General features: G+C 63.6%; 21 protein-coding genes and 1 pseudogene. 11 read left to right on the forward strand and 11 right to left on the reverse strand.

Features of this window, described 5'->3' with window-relative positions; translation table 11 throughout:
* Positions 1–16: 16 nt before the first annotated feature.
* Positions 17–859, reverse strand: a complete 843-nt coding sequence (locus tag QRN11_RS11690; RefSeq protein ID WP_285251093.1) for a CPBP family intramembrane glutamic endopeptidase — start codon at positions 857–859, stop codon at positions 17–19.
* A 224-nt stretch (positions 860–1,083) separates the two neighbouring features.
* Between QRN11_RS11690 and trxB the strand changes: the two genes are divergently transcribed.
* Complete coding sequence (trxB, locus tag QRN11_RS11695; protein ID WP_285251094.1) at positions 1,084–2,085, forward strand: thioredoxin-disulfide reductase; 1,002 nt, start codon at positions 1,084–1,086, stop codon at positions 2,083–2,085.
* 85 nt (positions 2,086–2,170) lie between these two features.
* Here trxB and QRN11_RS11700 read toward each other — a convergent pair whose 3' ends face one another.
* The 7 genes from QRN11_RS11700 to QRN11_RS11730 all read right to left on the reverse strand — a co-directional run bounded on the left by QRN11_RS11700 (position 2,171) and on the right by QRN11_RS11730 (position 6,762).
* Positions 2,171–2,368, reverse strand: a complete 198-nt coding sequence (locus QRN11_RS11700) for a hypothetical protein (RefSeq protein WP_285251095.1) — start codon at positions 2,366–2,368, stop codon at positions 2,171–2,173.
* A 306-nt stretch (positions 2,369–2,674) separates the two neighbouring features.
* Positions 2,675–3,457 carry a GAF and ANTAR domain-containing protein gene (locus tag QRN11_RS11705; protein WP_091421517.1) on the reverse strand — a complete coding sequence of 261 codons (783 nt, stop codon included), beginning with the start codon at positions 3,455–3,457 and terminating at the stop codon, positions 2,675–2,677.
* A gap of 250 nt (positions 3,458–3,707) precedes the next feature.
* Entirely contained in the window at positions 3,708–4,397 is a 690-nt protein-coding gene (locus QRN11_RS11710; protein ID WP_350223983.1) for a GAF and ANTAR domain-containing protein, read from the reverse strand.
* 204 nt (positions 4,398–4,601) lie between these two features.
* Positions 4,602–4,934, reverse strand: a complete 333-nt coding sequence (locus QRN11_RS11715) for a hypothetical protein (protein ID WP_091421508.1) — start codon at positions 4,932–4,934, stop codon at positions 4,602–4,604.
* 9 nt (positions 4,935–4,943) lie between these two features.
* A complete protein-coding gene (locus tag QRN11_RS11720; RefSeq protein ID WP_170850845.1) occupies positions 4,944–5,663 on the reverse strand; it encodes a GAF and ANTAR domain-containing protein in 720 nt (239 codons plus the stop codon).
* Between the two features lie 96 nt (positions 5,664–5,759).
* A complete protein-coding gene (locus tag QRN11_RS11725; RefSeq protein WP_255470647.1) occupies positions 5,760–6,047 on the reverse strand; it encodes a hypothetical protein in 288 nt (95 codons plus the stop codon).
* Positions 6,034–6,762, reverse strand: a complete 729-nt coding sequence (locus QRN11_RS11730) for a GAF and ANTAR domain-containing protein (RefSeq protein WP_285251096.1) — start codon at positions 6,760–6,762, stop codon at positions 6,034–6,036. The genes QRN11_RS11725 and QRN11_RS11730 overlap by 14 nt, the downstream gene beginning before the upstream one ends.
* A 246-nt stretch (positions 6,763–7,008) precedes the next feature.
* Between QRN11_RS11730 and QRN11_RS11735 the strand changes: the two genes are divergently transcribed.
* The 7 genes from QRN11_RS11735 (at position 7,009) to QRN11_RS11765 (ending at position 10,678) form a co-directional block, all read left to right on the forward strand.
* The gene (locus tag QRN11_RS11735) at positions 7,009–7,773 is read left to right on the forward strand and encodes a GAF and ANTAR domain-containing protein (RefSeq protein WP_285251097.1); all 765 of its coding nucleotides are present in this window, start codon (positions 7,009–7,011) and stop codon (positions 7,771–7,773) included.
* Between the two features lie 83 nt (positions 7,774–7,856).
* Complete coding sequence (locus QRN11_RS11740; protein WP_142056651.1) at positions 7,857–8,252, forward strand: hypothetical protein; 396 nt, start codon at positions 7,857–7,859, stop codon at positions 8,250–8,252.
* Positions 8,253–8,372: 120 nt separating this feature from the next.
* A complete protein-coding gene (locus QRN11_RS11745) occupies positions 8,373–8,630 on the forward strand; it encodes a hypothetical protein (protein ID WP_091421497.1) in 258 nt (85 codons plus the stop codon).
* A 2-nt stretch (positions 8,631–8,632) separates the two neighbouring features.
* A complete protein-coding gene (locus QRN11_RS11750) occupies positions 8,633–8,857 on the forward strand; it encodes a hypothetical protein (protein WP_091421495.1) in 225 nt (74 codons plus the stop codon).
* 108 nt (positions 8,858–8,965) lie between these two features.
* Complete coding sequence (locus QRN11_RS11755) at positions 8,966–9,700, forward strand: GAF and ANTAR domain-containing protein (protein ID WP_091421492.1); 735 nt, start codon at positions 8,966–8,968, stop codon at positions 9,698–9,700.
* 132 nt (positions 9,701–9,832) lie between these two features.
* Positions 9,833–10,165 (forward strand): ArsR/SmtB family transcription factor, encoded by a 333-nt coding sequence (locus tag QRN11_RS11760; protein ID WP_142056649.1) that lies wholly within the window; start codon positions 9,833–9,835, stop codon positions 10,163–10,165.
* A gap of 15 nt (positions 10,166–10,180) precedes the next feature.
* Positions 10,181–10,678 (forward strand): SRPBCC family protein, encoded by a 498-nt coding sequence (locus QRN11_RS11765; RefSeq protein ID WP_285251098.1) that lies wholly within the window; start codon positions 10,181–10,183, stop codon positions 10,676–10,678.
* A 63-nt stretch (positions 10,679–10,741) separates the two neighbouring features.
* On the opposite strand, the gene QRN11_RS11770 is transcribed toward QRN11_RS11765, so the two are convergent.
* The gene (locus QRN11_RS11770; RefSeq protein ID WP_285251099.1) at positions 10,742–11,260 is read right to left on the reverse strand and encodes a PaaI family thioesterase; all 519 of its coding nucleotides are present in this window, start codon (positions 11,258–11,260) and stop codon (positions 10,742–10,744) included.
* A 139-nt stretch (positions 11,261–11,399) separates the two neighbouring features.
* Between QRN11_RS11770 and QRN11_RS11775 the strand changes: the two genes are divergently transcribed.
* A complete protein-coding gene (locus QRN11_RS11775; protein ID WP_285251151.1) occupies positions 11,400–11,999 on the forward strand; it encodes a DnaJ family domain-containing protein in 600 nt (199 codons plus the stop codon).
* On the opposite strand, the gene QRN11_RS11780 is transcribed toward QRN11_RS11775, so the two are convergent.
* The gene (locus tag QRN11_RS11780; RefSeq protein ID WP_285251100.1) at positions 11,996–12,607 is read right to left on the reverse strand and encodes a GNAT family N-acetyltransferase; all 612 of its coding nucleotides are present in this window, start codon (positions 12,605–12,607) and stop codon (positions 11,996–11,998) included. The genes QRN11_RS11775 and QRN11_RS11780 overlap by 4 nt on opposite strands.
* Before the next feature lie 96 nt (positions 12,608–12,703).
* On the opposite strand from QRN11_RS11780, the pseudogene QRN11_RS11785 reads away from it, so the two are divergent.
* Positions 12,704–14,242: pseudogene (locus QRN11_RS11785) on the forward strand (HNH endonuclease).
* Between the two features lie 56 nt (positions 14,243–14,298).
* On the opposite strand, the gene QRN11_RS11790 reads toward QRN11_RS11785, so the two are convergent.
* Positions 14,299–16,479, reverse strand: coding sequence for a transglycosylase domain-containing protein (locus QRN11_RS11790; RefSeq protein ID WP_285251101.1), 2,181 nt, complete (start codon positions 16,477–16,479; stop codon positions 14,299–14,301).
* Positions 16,480–16,668: 189 nt separating this feature from the next.
* On the opposite strand from QRN11_RS11790, the gene QRN11_RS11795 reads away from it, so the two are divergent.
* On the forward strand, positions 16,669–17,307 hold the full coding sequence (locus QRN11_RS11795) for a PadR family transcriptional regulator (RefSeq protein ID WP_285251102.1): 639 nt from the start codon (positions 16,669–16,671) through the stop codon (positions 17,305–17,307).
* The last annotated feature ends 8 nt before the right edge of the window (positions 17,308–17,315 follow it).

The following is a 17,315-nucleotide window of genomic DNA, read 5'->3' on the forward strand; positions in this document are numbered from 1 at the left end:
GTCCAGAGCAAAAACGTCAGTACAGGAAGATGTCGATCCATTCCCGGTTGTGGGCGTGGATCAGCACCAGGAACAGCACGAAATCGAACAGCAGGTGCACGCTCACGATGTAGGACAGCGACCTGGTGATGGTGAACAGCCGCGCCTGCAGCAGCGCAAACGGGAAGATGAAGAACGGCGCCCAGGCGTGGAACCCCAGCTCCCAGAGGAAGGACGTGAAGAGCACAGCCTGGAGCAGGTTGGCCTGCCAGTCCGGAAGATGCCGGCGCAGGAGCGTGAACGCGGTGCAGATAAAGAACAGCTCATCCCAGATGCCCAGCACGTTGGTCCCCAGGAAAAGCCTGGCAATGCCCTCCGGGTCACTGACGGCAGGCCAGTTGTTGTAGACACCAGTGCGGATCATGTAAACCGGCATCAGCGCGTATCCGATCACCAGGACCGCGGGCAGGTACCACTTTTCGGCGCGGGTCCACGGCTGGCCGGTGCGGACAGGGAACCGGATGGCATGCTCCCTGGTGATGAACCGCGAAACGGCGTACGGAATACCAACGGCCAGGATCATGGCTGTGCCCATCACGGCCATGTGGCCGGTGCTGATGTCCGTGGTGATGGGCACCATGCTCATGGCGGTCAATCCCGCGGCAATCAGGGCCAGGTCGATGAGCAACCGGCGGTTGATCATTGCGGCCAGTACAAGGGCGGCGGCCAGCAGCAGGAAGCCGGAGAGGCGGTCCTCGCGGACAAACAGCAGAAAGCCCGACGCCGAGACCAGCGCTGCCGGGATCACGTTCAGTGAGGCGCCGTTCAGCCCAGTGGGCCGCGCCTGGTCCAGTCGGGGTTGGGCGGGCGGCTGCGTCATGGACTCTTCCTTGCCACTGGCGTTCTGACGTGATGCCACACTTTTCCTCGCCGTCCGCGTAGATTCTGTAGAAGCTGTGCGCACATAAACGCGCACAATTAAAACCGTATCCCGCCGTCCGCTGACCCACGAGTCCCTGGCTAAACCGGTCAGCACCCGGAGACCCGGAAGCCTGTGCCCGAACGCCCGAACGCCCGAACGCCCGAAAGCAAAGGAAGCCCGCCGTGACCATTGACGCGAACCACCATCCAGCAACGGAACAGCTGATCATCATCGGTTCCGGCCCCGCCGGCTACACCGCCGCCATTTACGCCGCCCGTGCCGGCCTTGCGCCTCTGGTGCTCGCCGGCTCCGTCACGGCGGGCGGCGCGCTGATGAACACCACCGAGGTGGAGAACTTTCCCGGCTTCCCGGGCGGTATCCAGGGGCCGGAGCTCATGGACGGGCTGCAGGAGCAGGCCGAGAAGTTTGGCGCCAAGGTGGTGTTCGACGACGTCACCGAGGTTTCGCTGAAGGGTCACGTCAAGACTGTGGTCACCGGCGGCGGCGAAACCCACAGGGCTCCGGCCGTCATCCTCGCAACCGGCTCGGCGTACAAGGAGCTCGGCCTGCCGGAGGAAAAGAAGTTCAGCGGCCACGGGGTTTCCTGGTGTGCCACCTGCGACGGGTTCTTCTTCCGCGAACAGGACATCATCGTGGTGGGCGGCGGTGACTCGGCAATGGAGGAAGCGATGTTCCTGACCCGGTTCGGAAAGTCCGTCACCGTCGTGGTCCGCAAGAGCGAACTGCGGGCCTCCCGCATTATGGCGCAGCGGGCCAAGGACAACCCCAAGATCACCTTCGCCTGGAACTCCGCAGTATCGGCGATCCATGGCGACGGGAAAGTCTCCGGAGTGACCCTGAGGGACACGCGTTCGGGGGAGACACGGCATCAGGCCGCTACGGGGATTTTCGTCGCCATCGGGCACGTGCCGCGCACGGAACTGCTGACCGGGCAGGTGGACCTGGACGAGGACGGCTACATCAAGGTGGATTCACCCACAACTGTCACCAACATTTCCGGCGTTTTCGCGTGCGGGGACGCCGTGGACCACCGCTACCGGCAGGCCATTACCGCCGCCGGCACAGGCTGCGCCGCCGCCCTCGACGCAGAACGCTACCTCGCCGCCCTGCACGACGCCGACAGCATCGCCACAGCGCTGGTGGAGGAGCCCACCCACAGCTAACGGACTTTTCCGGGAGGGCAGTTAACTGAAGAGGACGACGGCGGTTACCTCCCGCCGTCGTCCGCTGCAGTTTTGCTTAGGTGCGTTAGGCGGAGGCCAGTGCGCGGTCCTCGCCACGGACACTCAACGTGAACGTGTTGGGCCCGCTGCAGGTGACGGCGATGCGGCAGGTGGTGGTGTTGTGGCGGGCCGAGAGGTCACTCACTGCGGCGTCAAGCGTGTGGTGGAGGGCTGACCGGTCCCAGATCTTGAGGGTCAAGGAGTTATTGGCATCGAACGTCATTATTCAACTTCCATTTCATGCGGTGGGCAGCCCGGAATCTTCTTTGCCCGGACTGTGTCCTCGTCGGTGAGGACGGACTGCAAGTGGGAAAGCGCATTCCCTTACTTCCATGGTGCAGGTTGCTTTTGGGATCCGCAACCGGTGCAGGGGCGATGTGACCAATCACACCAGGTCGCGCGAGCGTGAGCCCGCTGGTGGCCAACCCTGCTTTTCCATAGTGCCCAGAGCAGGTGAAGCGTCTCAACCGAAACGGCAATTATTGCAAGTGATTCTCATCACGGCAGCAAGGGGGCGGCGGACGGTGGCCTATTCGTCGAAGTAGGTGTCGATCTGATTCTCGCCCGAAATGGAGGCGATCACGGTTGCTGCCACGTCCCGCAGCTTGATATTGCGGGTGCTGGAGGCCTTGGTGAGGATTTTGAAGGCTGTGTCCCGGCTGCACCTGTTTTCGGCCATGATGGCGCCGATGGCCATGTCAATCACCGTGCGCGACTGCATGGCGACTGCCATGTCGTTCCGGGCTTCGCTGAGTTGAGCGATGCGTAGAACCAGGCGCAGCGAAGTCGCCGCCTGGCTGGCGAACGCCTCGGCAGTGGAAATGTCCTCGTCCGTGAATCCGTTGCTGCAGCCGGAATACAGGTTCATCACGGCTTCTGCCTCACCGGCCAGGTCCAGTGGCACGGCGAGGATGGATGAGACACCATTCTCCTGGGCGGCCTTCGTGTAGTGTGCCCACCGCCGCTCGGCGGCCAGGTCGGGAACCAGGAGCGTGGTTCTGTTCCTGAGGGCGGTGAGGCAGGGGCCGTCCTTGTACCCGTTTTGCAACTCGTCCAGGGCGCGGGCTGCCGCATCGTTGCTGGCTACAGCTTCGGGCCTCTTGCGCCGCATAACGGTGACGCCGCAATGGATCCGGTTACCCGGGGAGGACAGCCGGGCGGCGGCAATCAGCGCCAGATCGGTAAGGAAGCCGGCCACATCCTTGCTGTCCAGGACCAGTTCCTTCAGCCGCGTCTCCACATCCGGGGCGGGAACCGGGTCCGCCTGCGGCACGATGCTGAAGTTTCCGGCACCGGACTCCTGGTTTGTCATAGTGTTTCGCCTTCTATCAGCTCCGTCATGGCCATGGCGATCAAGGCAACCTGACCCGACGGGATATCAAGTGCCTCGTGAAGGTAGGCATCCAGTGACATCTCATCGATCCCACCGCCCAGGCCGTAGTAATACGTCCACAATTTGGCCAGCGGAAGGTCTGTCTTCCGGAAACGCTCCGCTGTGCCCCGCCGTACTTCGGCGGCAAAATCCGATCCTTCGGGACCATCGGCTCCGTAGGGATACGTTCCTACCTCTCGTCTTGCTCCGCTCCGGGAAGTCCGGCTCCGCGGACAATGTCAGTGGCAATGTCGTGCATTCGGCGGTTGCTTGACTTGGCCGCCAGTTGGAGGATCTGCAGGGCGTCTTCACGGCCGCCATGCTGCTGGAGCATGATCAGGGAGACGGCCGCGTCCACCACTGCCCGCGACTTCAGGGCGGCGCGAAGGTGCTCGGGATGGATGTCCGTTCCGTGCAGCCGCAGTGCGATCCTCAGCACGCGGGACATGGCAGCCGCGTGCTGTTCGAGAAGCCCCACCGTCTCCGCGGTGAAGGCGCCCACCGTGCCTGCATAGCAGTTCAATCCGGCATGCGAGAAGGCGTCAGTGGGGATGGGGACGGCCAGCACGGAGCGCACGCCCTCCTGGAGGGCTGCCTCCAGGTAGTCGCTCCAGCGTTCGTCGTTTTCCAGGTCCGCAATCAACACCAGGCGCTGCTGCCGGGCGGCAGTGAGGCATGGTCCGTCGCCGAACGAGTACTGCGTTTCATCCAAGCGGCGGCCCTCTTCGGTGCTGCTGGCAACCGTTGCCGCTCCTCCGTCGCGTTCCACGGTGATGGTACAGGTGACCGTGCCATCGGACCCCAGCAGCGAGGCGGAGATCGTGGCCAGGCCAAGGAGGAACTCGGGGAACCCGGGACTTTCCAGGAGCAAATCCTGCATTCGGTCCAACGTGGTAAGTCTGCTGTCCTGGGCCATGGGCCCTCGATCCATAGGTGTGCCCTGGGCAGTTGCCCCTGGCTGGCGGCCTCCGCTCTCTGCGCGGCGGACCCGATCATTCAACCTCTGGATCTGATGGGTATCCCGAAATCTCCTACTACCGACACTACGCCGGTACCGGACCTATTGATATGCCCGGTCCTTGACCTACTCGTCCGGTTCCGCCTGGCGGCCGGTGCCATCTTCCCGGATCTCCGATGTGGTGGGGGCAGGGCCCGGACCGCCGTCGAAATCGTCAGTGTACGGCGCATGAGGCCGGGGGAGATCGTCGATCAGCTCATTGGCCGCCAGCGCCAGCAGGTCGCGTTGCACGGGCGGCAGCGACAGCAGCCCCTGCAGGTAGGCCTCCACCTCGTATTCGCCGGCGTCTCCGGACATGCCAAAATACTTCAGCCACAGCTCGGATATGGAGATGCCGGCGGCCCTCATGGCCGAACGGAGCCTGCGCCGTTGTTCCGGTTCATTAGGATCGAAACCCATGTGGACGGCCTACGATCCGGATGCCGGCGTCCCGGCCAGGACTCGTGCGCTGACGTCCTGCAATGCTGTGTTTTCGTCGCGGGCATGCCTGATGAGCCACTGCAGGGCTGCTTCGTGGGTCAGGCCCATACGTTCCATCAGCACGCCGCAGGCACGGTTCACCAGGTCGCGGGTGTACAGGGAGGCCTGGAGGCCCTCGGTCATCTTGTGGGGTGCCTCGCTGGCCTGGATGTGCGAGAGCAGCGTGGCGGCCGGCGCTGCAAAAAGTTGCAGCAGGGTGGTGCTGGACTCGTCATATGTATTGGGCAGCGCGGCATACAACTTCAGGGCGCCGATGGTCTCCTTGCCTGCGATGAGGGGAGCGCTGACAACCGAACGCACGGGCAGCCCCGCCACGGCCCTGCGCCAATCCGGCCAGCGGGTTTCCACCCGGATGTCCTGGAGCAGCACCGGCTTTTCCGTTGCCCAGGCGGTCAGGCACGGACCCTCCCCGCGCTCGTACTGCGTGGCGTCGGCCTCGGCCACAATCCTGTCGGTGTAACCGCTGCTGGTCCGGCGTCCGCGGGCATCCATGAGGGACACCCCCGCTCCAATGGTGCCCGGTACCGATTCCTTGGCCGCCTGGGCCAATAGCCGGACAGCCGAATTCACCTTCTCCTCAGTGAGCAGCAGCCCCTGGATGCGAGCGATCACAGTGCTGAGCTCGTCGAGGGGAAGTTGCTGCGCCATAATTCCAGCATAGGGCCAAGGCCTTCCCGCCGTCCCTTGGGCTCGCCTGCGGGTATGTGCATTACGACGGCGGGAGGGCACCCGGGGTGCGCCCGTTCAGGCGAGGTCCTGCAGGTACGGCGCCCGGGGCAGCGGCGGCAGCTCGTCGATGAGTTCATTTGCTGCGTGCGCCAGCAGGTCGCGCTGGCCCGCCGGCAGGGAGAACAGCGACTGGATGTAGGCGTCAACTTCGTATTCACCCACGGTCCCTCCGATGCTGAAGTAGCGGAGCCACAGATCTCCATGCCTGACGCCGGAGCGCTGCAGGGCTTTGCGCAGGAGCCGGCTCTGCTCCTGTTCAAGGCCCATCGAGGAGTCGGGGCGGCTTAATTCATGGTCCGTCATCAGAGGTTCTCTTGGTTCCGGCGAGGATCCCGGTGCTGATGCTAAAGAGTGACTGCCTGCTGGACTTGGAGAGCTCCACGAGTTGCTGAAGGGCTGTGGCCTGGTCAAGGCCGTGCAGGTGCATCAGGAAGCCCTGGGCGCGGTTGATTGTGTCCCGGCTGTCCAGGGCAGAAGCGAGGACTTCGGTGAATCGCTGCGGAGCCTCGGAGCTCTGGATATTGTCCAGGAGAGTGGCTGCAGGCACGGCAAGCTTTTCCAGGGGCCTCGCGCTGGCGGCGTCATAGACGCCCGGCTGGGTTGAATAGATTTTCAGAGCCCCCAGGCATCGTGTGCCTGCCATCAACGGCGAGCTGATGACGGAGCGGATGGAGAGTTCCCGGACCGCCTGCGACCACAAGGGCCAGCGGTCGTCAGTAGCGACGTCGTGAATCACCACACTGCGTTCGGTGGCCCACGCCGTAATGCACGGACCCTCGCCGAGCTCATACTGTGCGGCGTCCGCTTCAAGGACTACCGGGTCAGTGGCTCCCGTGCTGGTCCGCTTGCCGTGTTCGTCCATGAGTGATGCGCCCGCCCCCGAGCTTGCCGGGAAAGCGTCGCGGATGCCCTCGGCAAGCCGTTGGGCGGCCCGGTCTACTTTCTCCTCGGTCAGGAGGAGGCCCCTGATGCGCGCAAGCGCGAGGGTGAGTTCATCCAAGGGGAGTTGTTGTGGCATGGGAGCGGACCTTCTGCGAAGGACATTGCTGTCTTCGTGGGGTGCCCCCTGCTGGGCCGGGAGCGGAAAGTAATTTTCCCTCCAAGACAAGAATAGACCCTGACGACGCAGTCGCGCGGGGTTCCGGCGCTACGGCTTTCCGGAAGCCCGTCAAATCGATGTAGGCTGGTGGCAGCGTTTGGAAGTGGGCGTCTAAAGGCCGCGTTGGAAACTGGCGCGGTTGAATCCCGACTTCATGGATCTGGAATGGACGCCCTGCCCGATACAGCCTCTCTGCCGGCCACCGCAATTCAGGACGGCATCGTTTCCCGCCTCCAGGACCTCGTCCTGCAGGCGGGCGACGCCCAGGACTTTTTCAAGGAACTCGCCGTTTTCTCGGCTTCTCTCCTCGCCCCGCCAGGAGGAGAGGTACATTGCAACGTGACGGTGGTGCGCCGGAAGCGGCCCGTCTCTGTCGCCTCCAGTACGCCCACAGCACGCGTGATGGACGACCTCCAGTACGCCTACGGCGACGGCTCCTGCCTTACGGCCATGCGTACAGGCAAGACCGTGTACGTTGCCGATGTTTCAATGGAGCAGCGCTGGCCGCAGTATGCGCAGGCAGTCGCAGCCCACGGCATCGGTTCAATACTGGGCGTGCCCCTGCAGCTTGAGGGCGATTCCTCAGCCGCTTTGAACATCTACTCCTCGGCAGTGCATGGATTCTCCCCGGAGGACATTGCACGTGCGGAGCTGTTCGGCGAGCAGTCCGCCAAGACTCTGCGGCTCGAACTGCGCCTCGCCCAGTTGCGGGATGCCAAGGAGGATCTGGAGGCCGCGATGAAATCGCGGACCGCCATCGATATTGCTGTCGGCGTGATAATGGCACAAAGCCGCTGCAGCCAGGAATCAGCGATGGCCATCCTGCGGAAGGCGTCCAACAGCCGCAACGTCAAGCTGCGGGACGTGGCAGCAGGCATCATCGAATCAGTTTCGCCCGATTCCGCCCTGCGTACGCATTTCGACGAGTGAGCTGCGCGGCTGTCGACGAACGAGCCCTGGCGTTAACCGGTGGCAGGGGATCATGACAGGACCTTACTGAGGGAGCGAGGAGGATGCAGTCTTCCAAAACAGCAAAACTGCAAGGAGCCTTCTACATCATCAACGGCTTGTGGCCGCTCGTCCATATGCGCAGCTTCGAGGCCGTGAGCGGACCAAAGGCAGACAAATGGCTGGTGCGCACGGTATCGGGCCTCCTTATCGCCATCGGCCTGGAGCAAGTGCGTGCTACCCCCGGCAGGGAAAGCGCCGCCGTTGCAAGGCGACTCGGCATCGGTGCTGCCTTAACGCTTGCTGCAATTGACTTGTATTACTCCTTGAGTGGGCGCATCAGCAGGGCCTACCTGCTTGATGCCGCCGTTGAACTTTTCTGGATCCGGTCTTTGTTGGGAAAGGACTCGGCTGTCGGCAAGAGAAAAGTCCCATTGGACAGAAGCGCGGAGAGTGCGTAAATTTTTGAGTGGTAGGCGTCACATTTGGCGACCTGCCCCTCCGGGCCTAGTGCTGGGCCTCCGGGAGTGACCGCTGTAGCATGACGGCGGATTGACGCACACCAGCGAAAGAGAGCCATCATGGCTGCCTCGCATTTCTCACAGTTCCTTGCTGAAGCCACCGTTCCGGAATTCGATACTGACTGCCCCATGTCTGCCGATTGCCTCTATGGGCTCTACGTCAGTTGGTGCCTGCTCAAGGGTTTGGAAGCCAAGCCGGACGTCACCTTCCGGGCAGCCATGCACCGGGAAGGCATCGACCTCCACGACACCAGGCTCCGGATGGTGGGGCCGGCAGCGGCCGATTACATCCTGTCCAGCTACCCTGCCGCCGCCTGACGATGTCCATCAATCCGGAGGGTCCCAAGAACCGCATTGACGGCGTCCTGGCCTTTGGCGGGCAGTTTGTCCACTGTGGCCAGCCCATGCAGAAGACGGGCTCCGAGTTGCGCAGGCTCATTGCGCCGGCCTTCACAGACAAGCCATTCGAGGACGCCTTGGACGTCTACCTGACAACGCAGGTACTGCACTGCCAGTGCGGTTTCCAGATGGAGGTGCCCGAATAGGCGTCCTGCAGGAGGCGGAACGGCTGCAGTGCGGGGTGGCAGCCGTTCCGCCTGGTTCATACACAGCAACACCGCCCATGTTTTAGGGGCGGGACATAGGATAGGCGCATGTCGAATTCACCGGACAACGAATCGATCGCACAGCTGCAAGGCATCCTGGTGGGAGCCGAAGACGGGGTGGAGTTCCTGTCGGGGCTTTCAGGGCTGGCGGCAGCGGCGGTTTCCGAAGCAGCAGGCGATGCCATCGAATGTGCAGTCACCGTCAAGCTGAGGCGCAGGCCCACTACCGTTGCAGGCAGCAGTGACCGTGCCGTTGGGCTCGACCACATTGAGCAGGCCGTCGGCGATGGCCCCTGCATGAGGGCCCTGAGGGAAATGTCACCGGTGATTATCGACGACGTCGCCTCGGACTCCCGCTGGCCCGAGCTCACCAGAAGGTTTGCGGAGGCGGGCATCTACAGTTCACTGGGCGTGCCTTTGGAAATCAGCAGCGAAGCCAGCGCTGCACTGAACTTTTTCGCAACCAGGCCGGGCGTCTTCACTCCGAATGTTTACGACAAGGCCGTGGGCTTTGGCGCCGCTGCGCACAGCACCCTGCATTTGTCCGTCCGCATCAAAACTGCCGAAAACCGGGCGGAAGATCTTGAGGCGGCCATGGAACACAGGACGGCCATCAACTTGGCCTGCGGGGTCATCATGGCCCAGAACAGGTGTTCACAATCAGAAGCAATGGAAATCCTGACCAAGGTCTCCAGCAACCGCAACCGCAAGTTGCGGGACGTGGCTACAGAACTGGTTGAGCAGCTGCAGGGCACCAGCGTCCAGACTCACTTCGACGCTTAGCTCCCTCTCAGGCGCCGGCGGAGAAACCAAGGCGCGGCACGCCGTCGGCCGCCCTCCCGGCGATGGCGTCCGAGCAGGCGCGAAACAAAAATCGTTGACAGGTGCTGTGTCCGCGACTTATCGTACAACCAAATGGTTGTAGATCAGCTCCGCGAAACCGAACTTGACCGCCTCTTCCAGGCGTTCGCCGACTCCACCCGCCGCGACATTGTTCGCCGGGTGACTGCCGGCGAATACTCGGTCTCCGGCCTCGCAGGCCTTTACGCCATGAGCTTCGCTGCCGTCCAGAAGCACGTGGCGGTGTTGGAGCGCGCCTCCCTGGTCACCAAGGAGAAGCGCGGAAGGGAGCAGATCGTGCGGGGAAACCACGAAGGGCTGCAGAAGGCCCGCCGGCTGCTCGATGACTATGAGGCGATCTGGCGGCAGCGCGTAAGCCGGATCGCTGACATTCTGGCTGAAGGATAGGGAAAGGGTTCTGCAATGTCGGTTATCAGTTCCACCAAGAATCTTGAGGCGCTCAGCTTCATTCTGGTCGCCGAGTTCGACGCCGGAGTCGAACGCGTCTGGCAGCTCTGGGAAGACCCGCGCCAGCTGGAGCGCTGGTGGGGCCCGCCCACTTGGCCGGCCACCTTTGAGCAGTTCGATTTCGAATCCGGCGGCAGAGCCGGCTACTACATGACCGGGCCGGAAGGTGAAAAGGCCGGTGGCTGGTGGCGGTTCACAGCCATCGAGGCTCCCCGCAAGCTGGAGTTTGACGACGGTTTCGCGGACGAAAACGGGGCTCCGGTGGAGTCCATGGGCACCACGCACGCCACGGTCACGCTCGAGGATGCGAGCGGACGGACCAGGATGACCATCGTTTCCACCTTCGAGTCGGAGGAGCAGATGGAACAGATGGTCCAGATGGGCATGGAGGAAGGCATGCGGGAGGCCGTCGGCCAGATCGACGCCATCCTCGCCGAACACGCGAACGCGTGACCGGCTGAGCCTCCCGGCACCCAGGGAGAGCGTACGACGGCGGGACCTCCCGCCGTCGTACGCTTACTTAATCTCGTGGCCGGCGGCAAAAACCAGCAGCGAACTGGTGGCCGTGGCCAGAAGCTCTCCGTCAGGCCCGGCAATCCGGCCCTCCGCAAAGATGACGCGCTGCCCCTGCTTCACCACGGTGCCCTCGGCCCTCAGGACTCTGTGCCTGAGCGTGATGGGGCGGAGATAGCTGACCGAGAGATCAATGGAGGTATAGCCGAGACCCAGGGGCAAGGTGCTGTGCGCGGCGCACCCCACCACAGTATCGAGGAGCGTGCACGCCAGGCCGCCATGCACCACCCCGAGTGGGTTGTAGTGAGCCTCGCCCGGCCGGCACTCAAACTCCACCCGGCCCGGTTCCACCCTGATAAGGGCCAGGTTCATCAGCGATGCCATGGGCGGCCGGGGGATGCTCCCGTCCCGCATTCCGCAGAGGTAGTCGAACCCGGAAAGGCGGGGCAGATGTTCAAGCCCCACGCGGGGATCCACCCAACTGAACGTTTCCGTCCGCTCCGCGGATTCCCTGGCATCCATGGGCAACTCCTCCTCGACTGGCCACGCCTGAACAGCTTAAGCTCCCCTTGCTTTCAATTGCGGCGCCTTGCATTGAAGCGGGCGGAAACCTTCTGAATACTGGAAGGAAGCATCATTTCGACGTGAGGCGGTGGCAGCAATGGGCGGCGGTGCGGGGGATTTCCGGAAGCGCCTGGAGCGCGCCGCTGAAGTCCGGTCCTACCGTGGAGCCGGCATCAGCGCCGAGGAGGAAGCCGCGCTTGACGCCCTTGATGCGCAGGAGCGGGAGAAGCGCAAGAAGGTCAGCGACGCCGCCCGGGCTGAGTATCTGGTGCGGGACGCGATGGCGCAGGGCAAGTTCGACAACCTCAAGTATGCGGGCAAGCCGATTCCGGGGCTGGGGGAGCGGTACGACCCCGACTGGTGGGTCAAGGGCCTTATCCAGCGGGAAAACATCAGTGGCCTCGGCCCCGCTGCCATCCTGCTCCGCACCGAGGATGCGGAGCTGGACGCCAAGCTCGACGCGCAGTACACCGAGCAGCAGGTGCGGGATATCCTGGCCGACTTCAACCGCCGCGTCATTGACGCCCGGCGCCAGCTACAGGGCGGCCCGCCGGTGGTCACCAGGACCCGGGATGTGGAGGAGGAGGTTTCCCGGTGGCGCGAGCGCCGTGCCGCCCGGATTGCTGATGCCCCACCGCCGGAACCGGAAGCTGCGCGTTCGTGGTGGCAGCGGCTCTGGAAGGGCGCGGTCGGCTAGGGCAGTGTGGGCTGGGGCGTCCTGGCTTCGAAAAGCTCGCAGAGTGCGTTGTAGTACCTGTTGGTCTGGCCCAGGTGGGTCATCCCGATACGCTGGCAGACTCTCTGTGATGCCGTGTTGGCGGGGGCCGTCACTGCCACCACCCTGTCCAGTCCCCCTTCCAGGGCGTAGGCGAGGACTGCGGCAGCAGCTTCCGTCGCGTAACCGTGAGCCCAGCAGTCGGGGTGGAAGTGCCAGCCGATCTCCGTATCGCCGGAGGGCTGAAGCGGCGGTGTTTCGCCCGACGCCGGGATGGACTTGAGCAGCAGGGTTCCGGCCAGGGGTGGGGTGCTTTTGGATTGGAGTGGCTCTTTCAGCTGGGCCGCCTTTTTTAGCTGGACTGCCTCTTTCAACTGAACTGCCCAGGCGCCGTGGAGCGGATGGTCCATGGTCCGCCACACGCGGATCCGCTCCTCGGCCTCGGCGAATTCCCGCATCACCTGTGGATGGTTGCCGATGAAGCGCTGCACCTCCCAGCGGGAGTAGAGGTCCAGCACGAACCCGGCATCCTCGGGCTCCCACGGGCGCAGGATCAGCCGCTTGGTTTCCAGGCTTTTCACCCCGCCCATCCTGCCACTTTGCCGGGCTCTTGCGGAGGGGTTGGGTTATCCACATAGGGCCGGCGGTTCCGTGCCGTTGGCTGGGGCTGCTGGAAGACTTTGTTTATGGACCTGATCACGACGGCGGGGCAGCAGGACGCGGCAAGCCGCCCTGGGCCTGCTGTTGCGGATGTCCTGCGCACCTTGTCTTTGGTCCGTCCCGCTGCTGACAGGCAAAGAATGATCGACCAGATGCGGGAGCTGGAGGATGTGAAGTCCGCGGCTGCGGCCAAGCAGGCGAGGATCGCGGTGGCCTACCACCTCGCAACCCGGCAGGAACAGGCCGCAGCCGGTGTGCCCGCGGATGAACTGGGCGCGGGGGTCGGAGCCGAAATTGCCCTGGCCCGGCGCGAGTCGCCGTCCCGTGGCGCCCGGTTGCTGGGTTTGGGGAAAGCCCTGGTTGAGATGCCCCACACGTTCGCGGCGCTGGAGTCCGGGCAGTTGAACGAGTGGCGGGCCACCCTGGTGGTGAAGGAAACAGCCTGCCTCGCGGTCGAGGACCGGACCGCCGTGGATGAGGAGATCGCCGCCCACACCGGGACCTTGGCCGGCGCCGGGGACCGGGCCGTCATCGCCGCAGTCCGGGCTGCGGCGTACCGGCGGGACCCGCAATCGGTCGCCAGGCGCGCGAGCCACGCTGTGAATGAGCGGACCGTGACTCTGCGTCCGGCGCCGGACACGATGACCCGCCTGACCGCCCTTCTCCCGGTCGCCCAAGGCGTGGCCGCGTACGCGGCACTGGCCCGCCATGCTGACACCCTGAAATCTTCCGGTGATGAGCGTTCAAAGGGCAACATCATGGCTGACCAACTCGTGGAATCCGTGACCGGCACCCCCGGCGGGATCAGCGGTGTCGAGATCCAGCTCGTCATGACCGACCGCACCCTCTTCCAAGGCGACAGCGAACCTGCCCGCCTGGCCGGCTACGGCATCATTCCCGGCGAATGGGCCCGAAAAACCATCTGTGGCGAGCTGCTGGCAGACGCGGAGCCCACCGGCAGTGAAGCGACTGGCCAGCAGCGGGCCTGGGACCAGATGGTTCTCTAAACGCGGAACCGGAAAGCTCCGCACTCAAGGTGTGGCTTCGCCGGCTCTACACCACGCCCACCAGCGGTGAGCTGGTCGCGATGGACTCCAAAATCCCGGCTCTTCCCGGCAGGACTCCGCCGGTTCATCCAGGTCAGGGACGACACCTGCCGCACCCCCTACTGCGACGCGCCCATCCGCCACCACGACCACATCATCCCCTGGCACAACGACGGGCCAACCACCAGCACCAACGGCCAAGGCCTCTGCGAAGCCTGCAACCACACCAAAGAAACACCAGGCTGGGACTCAAAGACCGTCACCCGACCAGGGCAGCGGCAGACAGTGGAAACCCGGACTCCCACCGGCCACACCTACAGGTCGACCGCGCCGCTGCTCCCCGGTAGCGCCTTGGCGATGGCAGCGAAGCCTTCCGTTCCAGTGAAGCCCATTGTTCGGGAGGAGCCCCTCCCGTCGGTGAAACCCCCCGGGTTGGCCAAGCCCTCTGCCCAAGTGCTTGAACGAGGCATGAGCAGGCGCCCCACTCCTCAAAAGCGGGTCGCAGCCCACAGCCCCTGATCGACGGGCTTCGCCTTGCCTGTTCTTTGCCGGATTCCCTTGCCTGCGGGCGGTCGTCACCGGCCCGGCGTGGGCGGCGGAGGATTTGATCCCATCATGGCCGGAGGAGGCGGCGGGAACGGTGCGGCCGGGTAAAGCGGAGCCACGTTCACCATGTAGTTTGCCCACTGCGGCCCGGCGATCATGAAACCGTCAAGCCGGGGGTAGAAGGTCCCGTTGATGGTGACGTTCTGGCCGGACCGTTTCTGTCCTTCCAGTGCGTCCCCGAAGAAGGAAGCGGTGGCGAGCCCCGATGTGTACCCAACCACCCAGGTGGACCCGTTGTTGTTCGACGTTCCCGTCTTGGCAGCCGTAGGAACCTTGTCGTGCACCTTGGGGTTGATCCAGACGCCCGAACCCTTCTTCAGCACGTCCTGCAGGACGTTGTTGACGCCGCGTGCCACCTCCGGCTTTACCGCGTTCCGGCACTCCGTGGACTGGGCCGGCAACTTGCCGCCGTTGGCGTCGGTAATTTCCAGCAGGGCGATGGGGTTGCAGTAGCGGCCGTCGTTGGCAAAGGTGGCAAAGGCATTAGCCATATGCAGGGGAGCAACTCCGGTGGCGCCCAGCAGGTTGCCAAGTTGATGCATGTTGATGGGCGAGCCGTCCAGGCCGCTGTGGAGTCCCACTGCGTCCACCATCTTCTGGATCCCGCAGAAGTCCAGCTGCGTGGCCGAGGCAAAAGTAGCGGTGTTGATGGAGTTGTACAGGCCGTAGTTCACGGGCATCTTCCGGTAGAAGCCTTCTTCCGCATTTTGCAGGTCATCGGCGGCGCCGAGTTCAGGATTGTTCTGCGCAGTACTGTAGGCACCGAGCACCTTTCCGCAGGAGGACCGCCACGGGAATCCCAGGGGATAGACCCGGCGGGAGGCGTCCACCTCGGCCGTGATGGTCTTGCCCTCGTTCAACCATTCAGCGAACGTGAACGGCTTCATGGTGGACCCGGTCTGGAACCCTCCGGCACCGTTCAAGTCGTTGCCTTGGGGGTCCTTTGCGTCCACATTGAAATTCAACTGCGTGTCGAACTTGCCCGGTTCGGGCAGGAAAACCGTGTTTTGTGCCATCGCCAGGATCTTGCCGGTCCCTGGCTGGATGGTTACCAGAGCTGCTCCCCAGCGGTCGGGGTTGGGTCCCGCTGTTCCATCCACCTGCGCCTGGGCGGCGGCCTGAAGCCTGCTGTCAAGGGTAGTGGTGATGGTCAAGCCGCCCCGGTAGAGCTTCCGCTCACGCTCAGTCTGGTTGGGCCCGAAAGCCGGGTTGTTCAGGATCAGGTGCGAGATGTAATCGCAGAAATACGGCGCCATGGACGCATTGGCACAACCCTGCCGTTGCGGGCTGACCTTGAGCTCGATGGGTGCGGCAACAGCGTCATCATGCTCTTGCTGATTGATTTTCCCCAGCCGGAGCATTTCCCCGAGCACCTGGTTGCGGCGGGTCAACGAGTTCTCGGGGTTGATGGTTGGGTTGTAGAACGTGGGGCTGTTCACGAGCCCGGCCAGGAGCGCAGACTGTGGAAGGTCCAGGTCCTTTGCCGTAGTGCTGAAGAAGTACCGGGCCGCAGCTTCCACGCCATAGGCGTCACTGTTGAAAAACACGATGTTCAGGTAGCCCTCAAGGATCTGGTCCTTGGTGTACTTCTTCTCCAGCGCTATGGCCAGTTTCATCTCCCGCAGTTTGTCGCCGATGTCCTTCTGGCCGCTGAGGATCACCTCGTCGGGCCTGTCCTGGGACAGCCGCGCTTCATTGACCACGTTCGTGACGTACTGCTGCGTGATGGTGGACGCGCCCTGTTGGTCTCCCTTGGTCAGATTGGCCACCACCGCACGAAGGACCCCTTGCGGGTCAATGCCGGCGTGGTCGTAGAAGCGGCTGTCTTCGATGGCAATGACGGCGTTCTTGATGTAGGGCGACATCTGGTCCAGCGGGATTCGGACGCGGTTCTCCGCATAAAAGGTTGCAATCGGCTGGCCATCGGACGTGAGGACCCTCGTTGATTGCGACGGCGGCTGGACCGTGAGTTCCTCGGGCAGGCTGTCGAAAAACCCGATCGAGGTGCTCACTCCGAAGCCTGCCGCTGCCACTGCGGGGACCACCAGGCTGGCCGCCAGCACGCCGCACATAATGCTCGCCGCGAAAAATCCCAGAATCCTTCCCAGGGTAGAACCGCTGCGACGCCTGCGCTTCTTATTCTTCGCCATTTTCCAGCCCTCGAGCTTGAAGAGTGCCACAAGACTACGTCGCCTCCAGCGGGCAATCCAGAGGATGCCAGGTCATGATTTGGTGAATTCTTCTATTGACTCGGCGATAGTTAACGACATATCGTTAACTATCGCCGAAGGATCGGCGACAACCAAGAAGACAATGTGGAATGAAAGGAAGATGCCACCATGAAAGGCACTTCAGAAGAGAATTTTCCCGGCCAGCAGCATGGCAGGGGCAGGTTTGAACGCGGGCGTGGAAGGCGCGGACCGCACGGGCACAGGGGTGGAGGTTTCGGCCCCGGCTTCGGTCCGGGATTCGGCCCCGGCTTTGGCGGTGGCCCCGGCCCAGGTTTTGGCCCCGGGTTCGGGCCTGGGTTCGGCCGCGGCCCGCGCAGGGCAAGCAGGGGCGATGTCCGCTCAGCCATCCTCTCGCTCCTGGCCGAAGCGCCCTCGAATGGTTACGGGCTGATCAAGGCCATTGCCGAAAAGACGGACGGTGCCTGGCGGCCAAGTCCCGGATCTATCTACCCCACTTTGCAGCAACTGGTGGATGAGGAGCTCATCACGCCCCTCAGTGAAGGCCGCGGGACTGAGTTCTCACTCACGGATGCCGGAAGGGCCTGGGTGGAGGAGCATGCAGAGGAATTGGAGAACGCGTGGAACGCCGGACCTGAGAGTCCCGACCGGGACTTCCACCAGAGCATCGGAAAGCTGATGGCCGCTATCCACCAGTTCCGCAGCGGCGTCACCCAGGAACAGCGGACGGCTGCGATCGAGAAGTTGGACGAGACCCGGCGCGCGCTCTACAAGATCCTGGCTGACTAGCAGGCCGA

The organism is Pseudarthrobacter sp. fls2-241-R2A-168 (genome assembly GCF_030209335.1).
Classification (GTDB): Bacteria; Actinomycetota; Actinomycetes; order Actinomycetales; family Micrococcaceae; genus Arthrobacter.

Bases quoted from the DNA above. Each gene is read 5' to 3' on its own strand.
- QRN11_RS11690 (WP_285251093.1), bottom strand. From the start codon at position 859: ATGACGCAGCCGCCCGCCCAACCCCGACTGGACCAGGCGCGGCCCACT.
- QRN11_RS11700 (WP_285251095.1), bottom strand. From the start codon at position 2,368: ATGACGTTCGATGCCAATAACTCCTTGACCCTCAAGATCTGGGACCGG.
- QRN11_RS11705 (WP_091421517.1), bottom strand. From the start codon at position 3,457: ATGACAAACCAGGAGTCCGGTGCCGGAAACTTCAGCATCGTGCCGCAG.
- QRN11_RS11710 (WP_350223983.1), bottom strand. From the start codon at position 4,397: ATGCAGGATTTGCTCCTGGAAAGTCCCGGGTTCCCCGAGTTCCTCCTT.
- QRN11_RS11715 (WP_091421508.1), bottom strand. From the start codon at position 4,934: ATGGGTTTCGATCCTAATGAACCGGAACAACGGCGCAGGCTCCGTTCG.
- QRN11_RS11720 (WP_170850845.1), bottom strand. From the start codon at position 5,663: ATGGCGCAGCAACTTCCCCTCGACGAGCTCAGCACTGTGATCGCTCGC.
- QRN11_RS11725 (WP_255470647.1), bottom strand. From the start codon at position 6,047: ATGACGGACCATGAATTAAGCCGCCCCGACTCCTCGATGGGCCTTGAA.
- QRN11_RS11730 (WP_285251096.1), bottom strand. From the start codon at position 6,762: ATGCCACAACAACTCCCCTTGGATGAACTCACCCTCGCGCTTGCGCGC.
- QRN11_RS11735 (WP_285251097.1), top strand. From the start codon at position 7,009: ATGGACGCCCTGCCCGATACAGCCTCTCTGCCGGCCACCGCAATTCAG.
- QRN11_RS11740 (WP_142056651.1), top strand. From the start codon at position 7,857: ATGCAGTCTTCCAAAACAGCAAAACTGCAAGGAGCCTTCTACATCATC.
- QRN11_RS11745 (WP_091421497.1), top strand. From the start codon at position 8,373: ATGGCTGCCTCGCATTTCTCACAGTTCCTTGCTGAAGCCACCGTTCCG.
- QRN11_RS11750 (WP_091421495.1), top strand. From the start codon at position 8,633: ATGTCCATCAATCCGGAGGGTCCCAAGAACCGCATTGACGGCGTCCTG.
- QRN11_RS11755 (WP_091421492.1), top strand. From the start codon at position 8,966: ATGTCGAATTCACCGGACAACGAATCGATCGCACAGCTGCAAGGCATC.
- QRN11_RS11760 (WP_142056649.1), top strand. From the start codon at position 9,833: ATGGTTGTAGATCAGCTCCGCGAAACCGAACTTGACCGCCTCTTCCAG.
- QRN11_RS11765 (WP_285251098.1), top strand. From the start codon at position 10,181: ATGTCGGTTATCAGTTCCACCAAGAATCTTGAGGCGCTCAGCTTCATT.
- QRN11_RS11770 (WP_285251099.1), bottom strand. From the start codon at position 11,260: ATGGATGCCAGGGAATCCGCGGAGCGGACGGAAACGTTCAGTTGGGTG.
- QRN11_RS11775 (WP_285251151.1), top strand. From the start codon at position 11,400: ATGGGCGGCGGTGCGGGGGATTTCCGGAAGCGCCTGGAGCGCGCCGCT.
- QRN11_RS11780 (WP_285251100.1), bottom strand. From the start codon at position 12,607: ATGGGCGGGGTGAAAAGCCTGGAAACCAAGCGGCTGATCCTGCGCCCG.
- QRN11_RS11790 (WP_285251101.1), bottom strand. From the start codon at position 16,479: ATGGCGAAGAATAAGAAGCGCAGGCGTCGCAGCGGTTCTACCCTGGGA.
- QRN11_RS11795 (WP_285251102.1), top strand. From the start codon at position 16,669: ATGAAAGGCACTTCAGAAGAGAATTTTCCCGGCCAGCAGCATGGCAGG.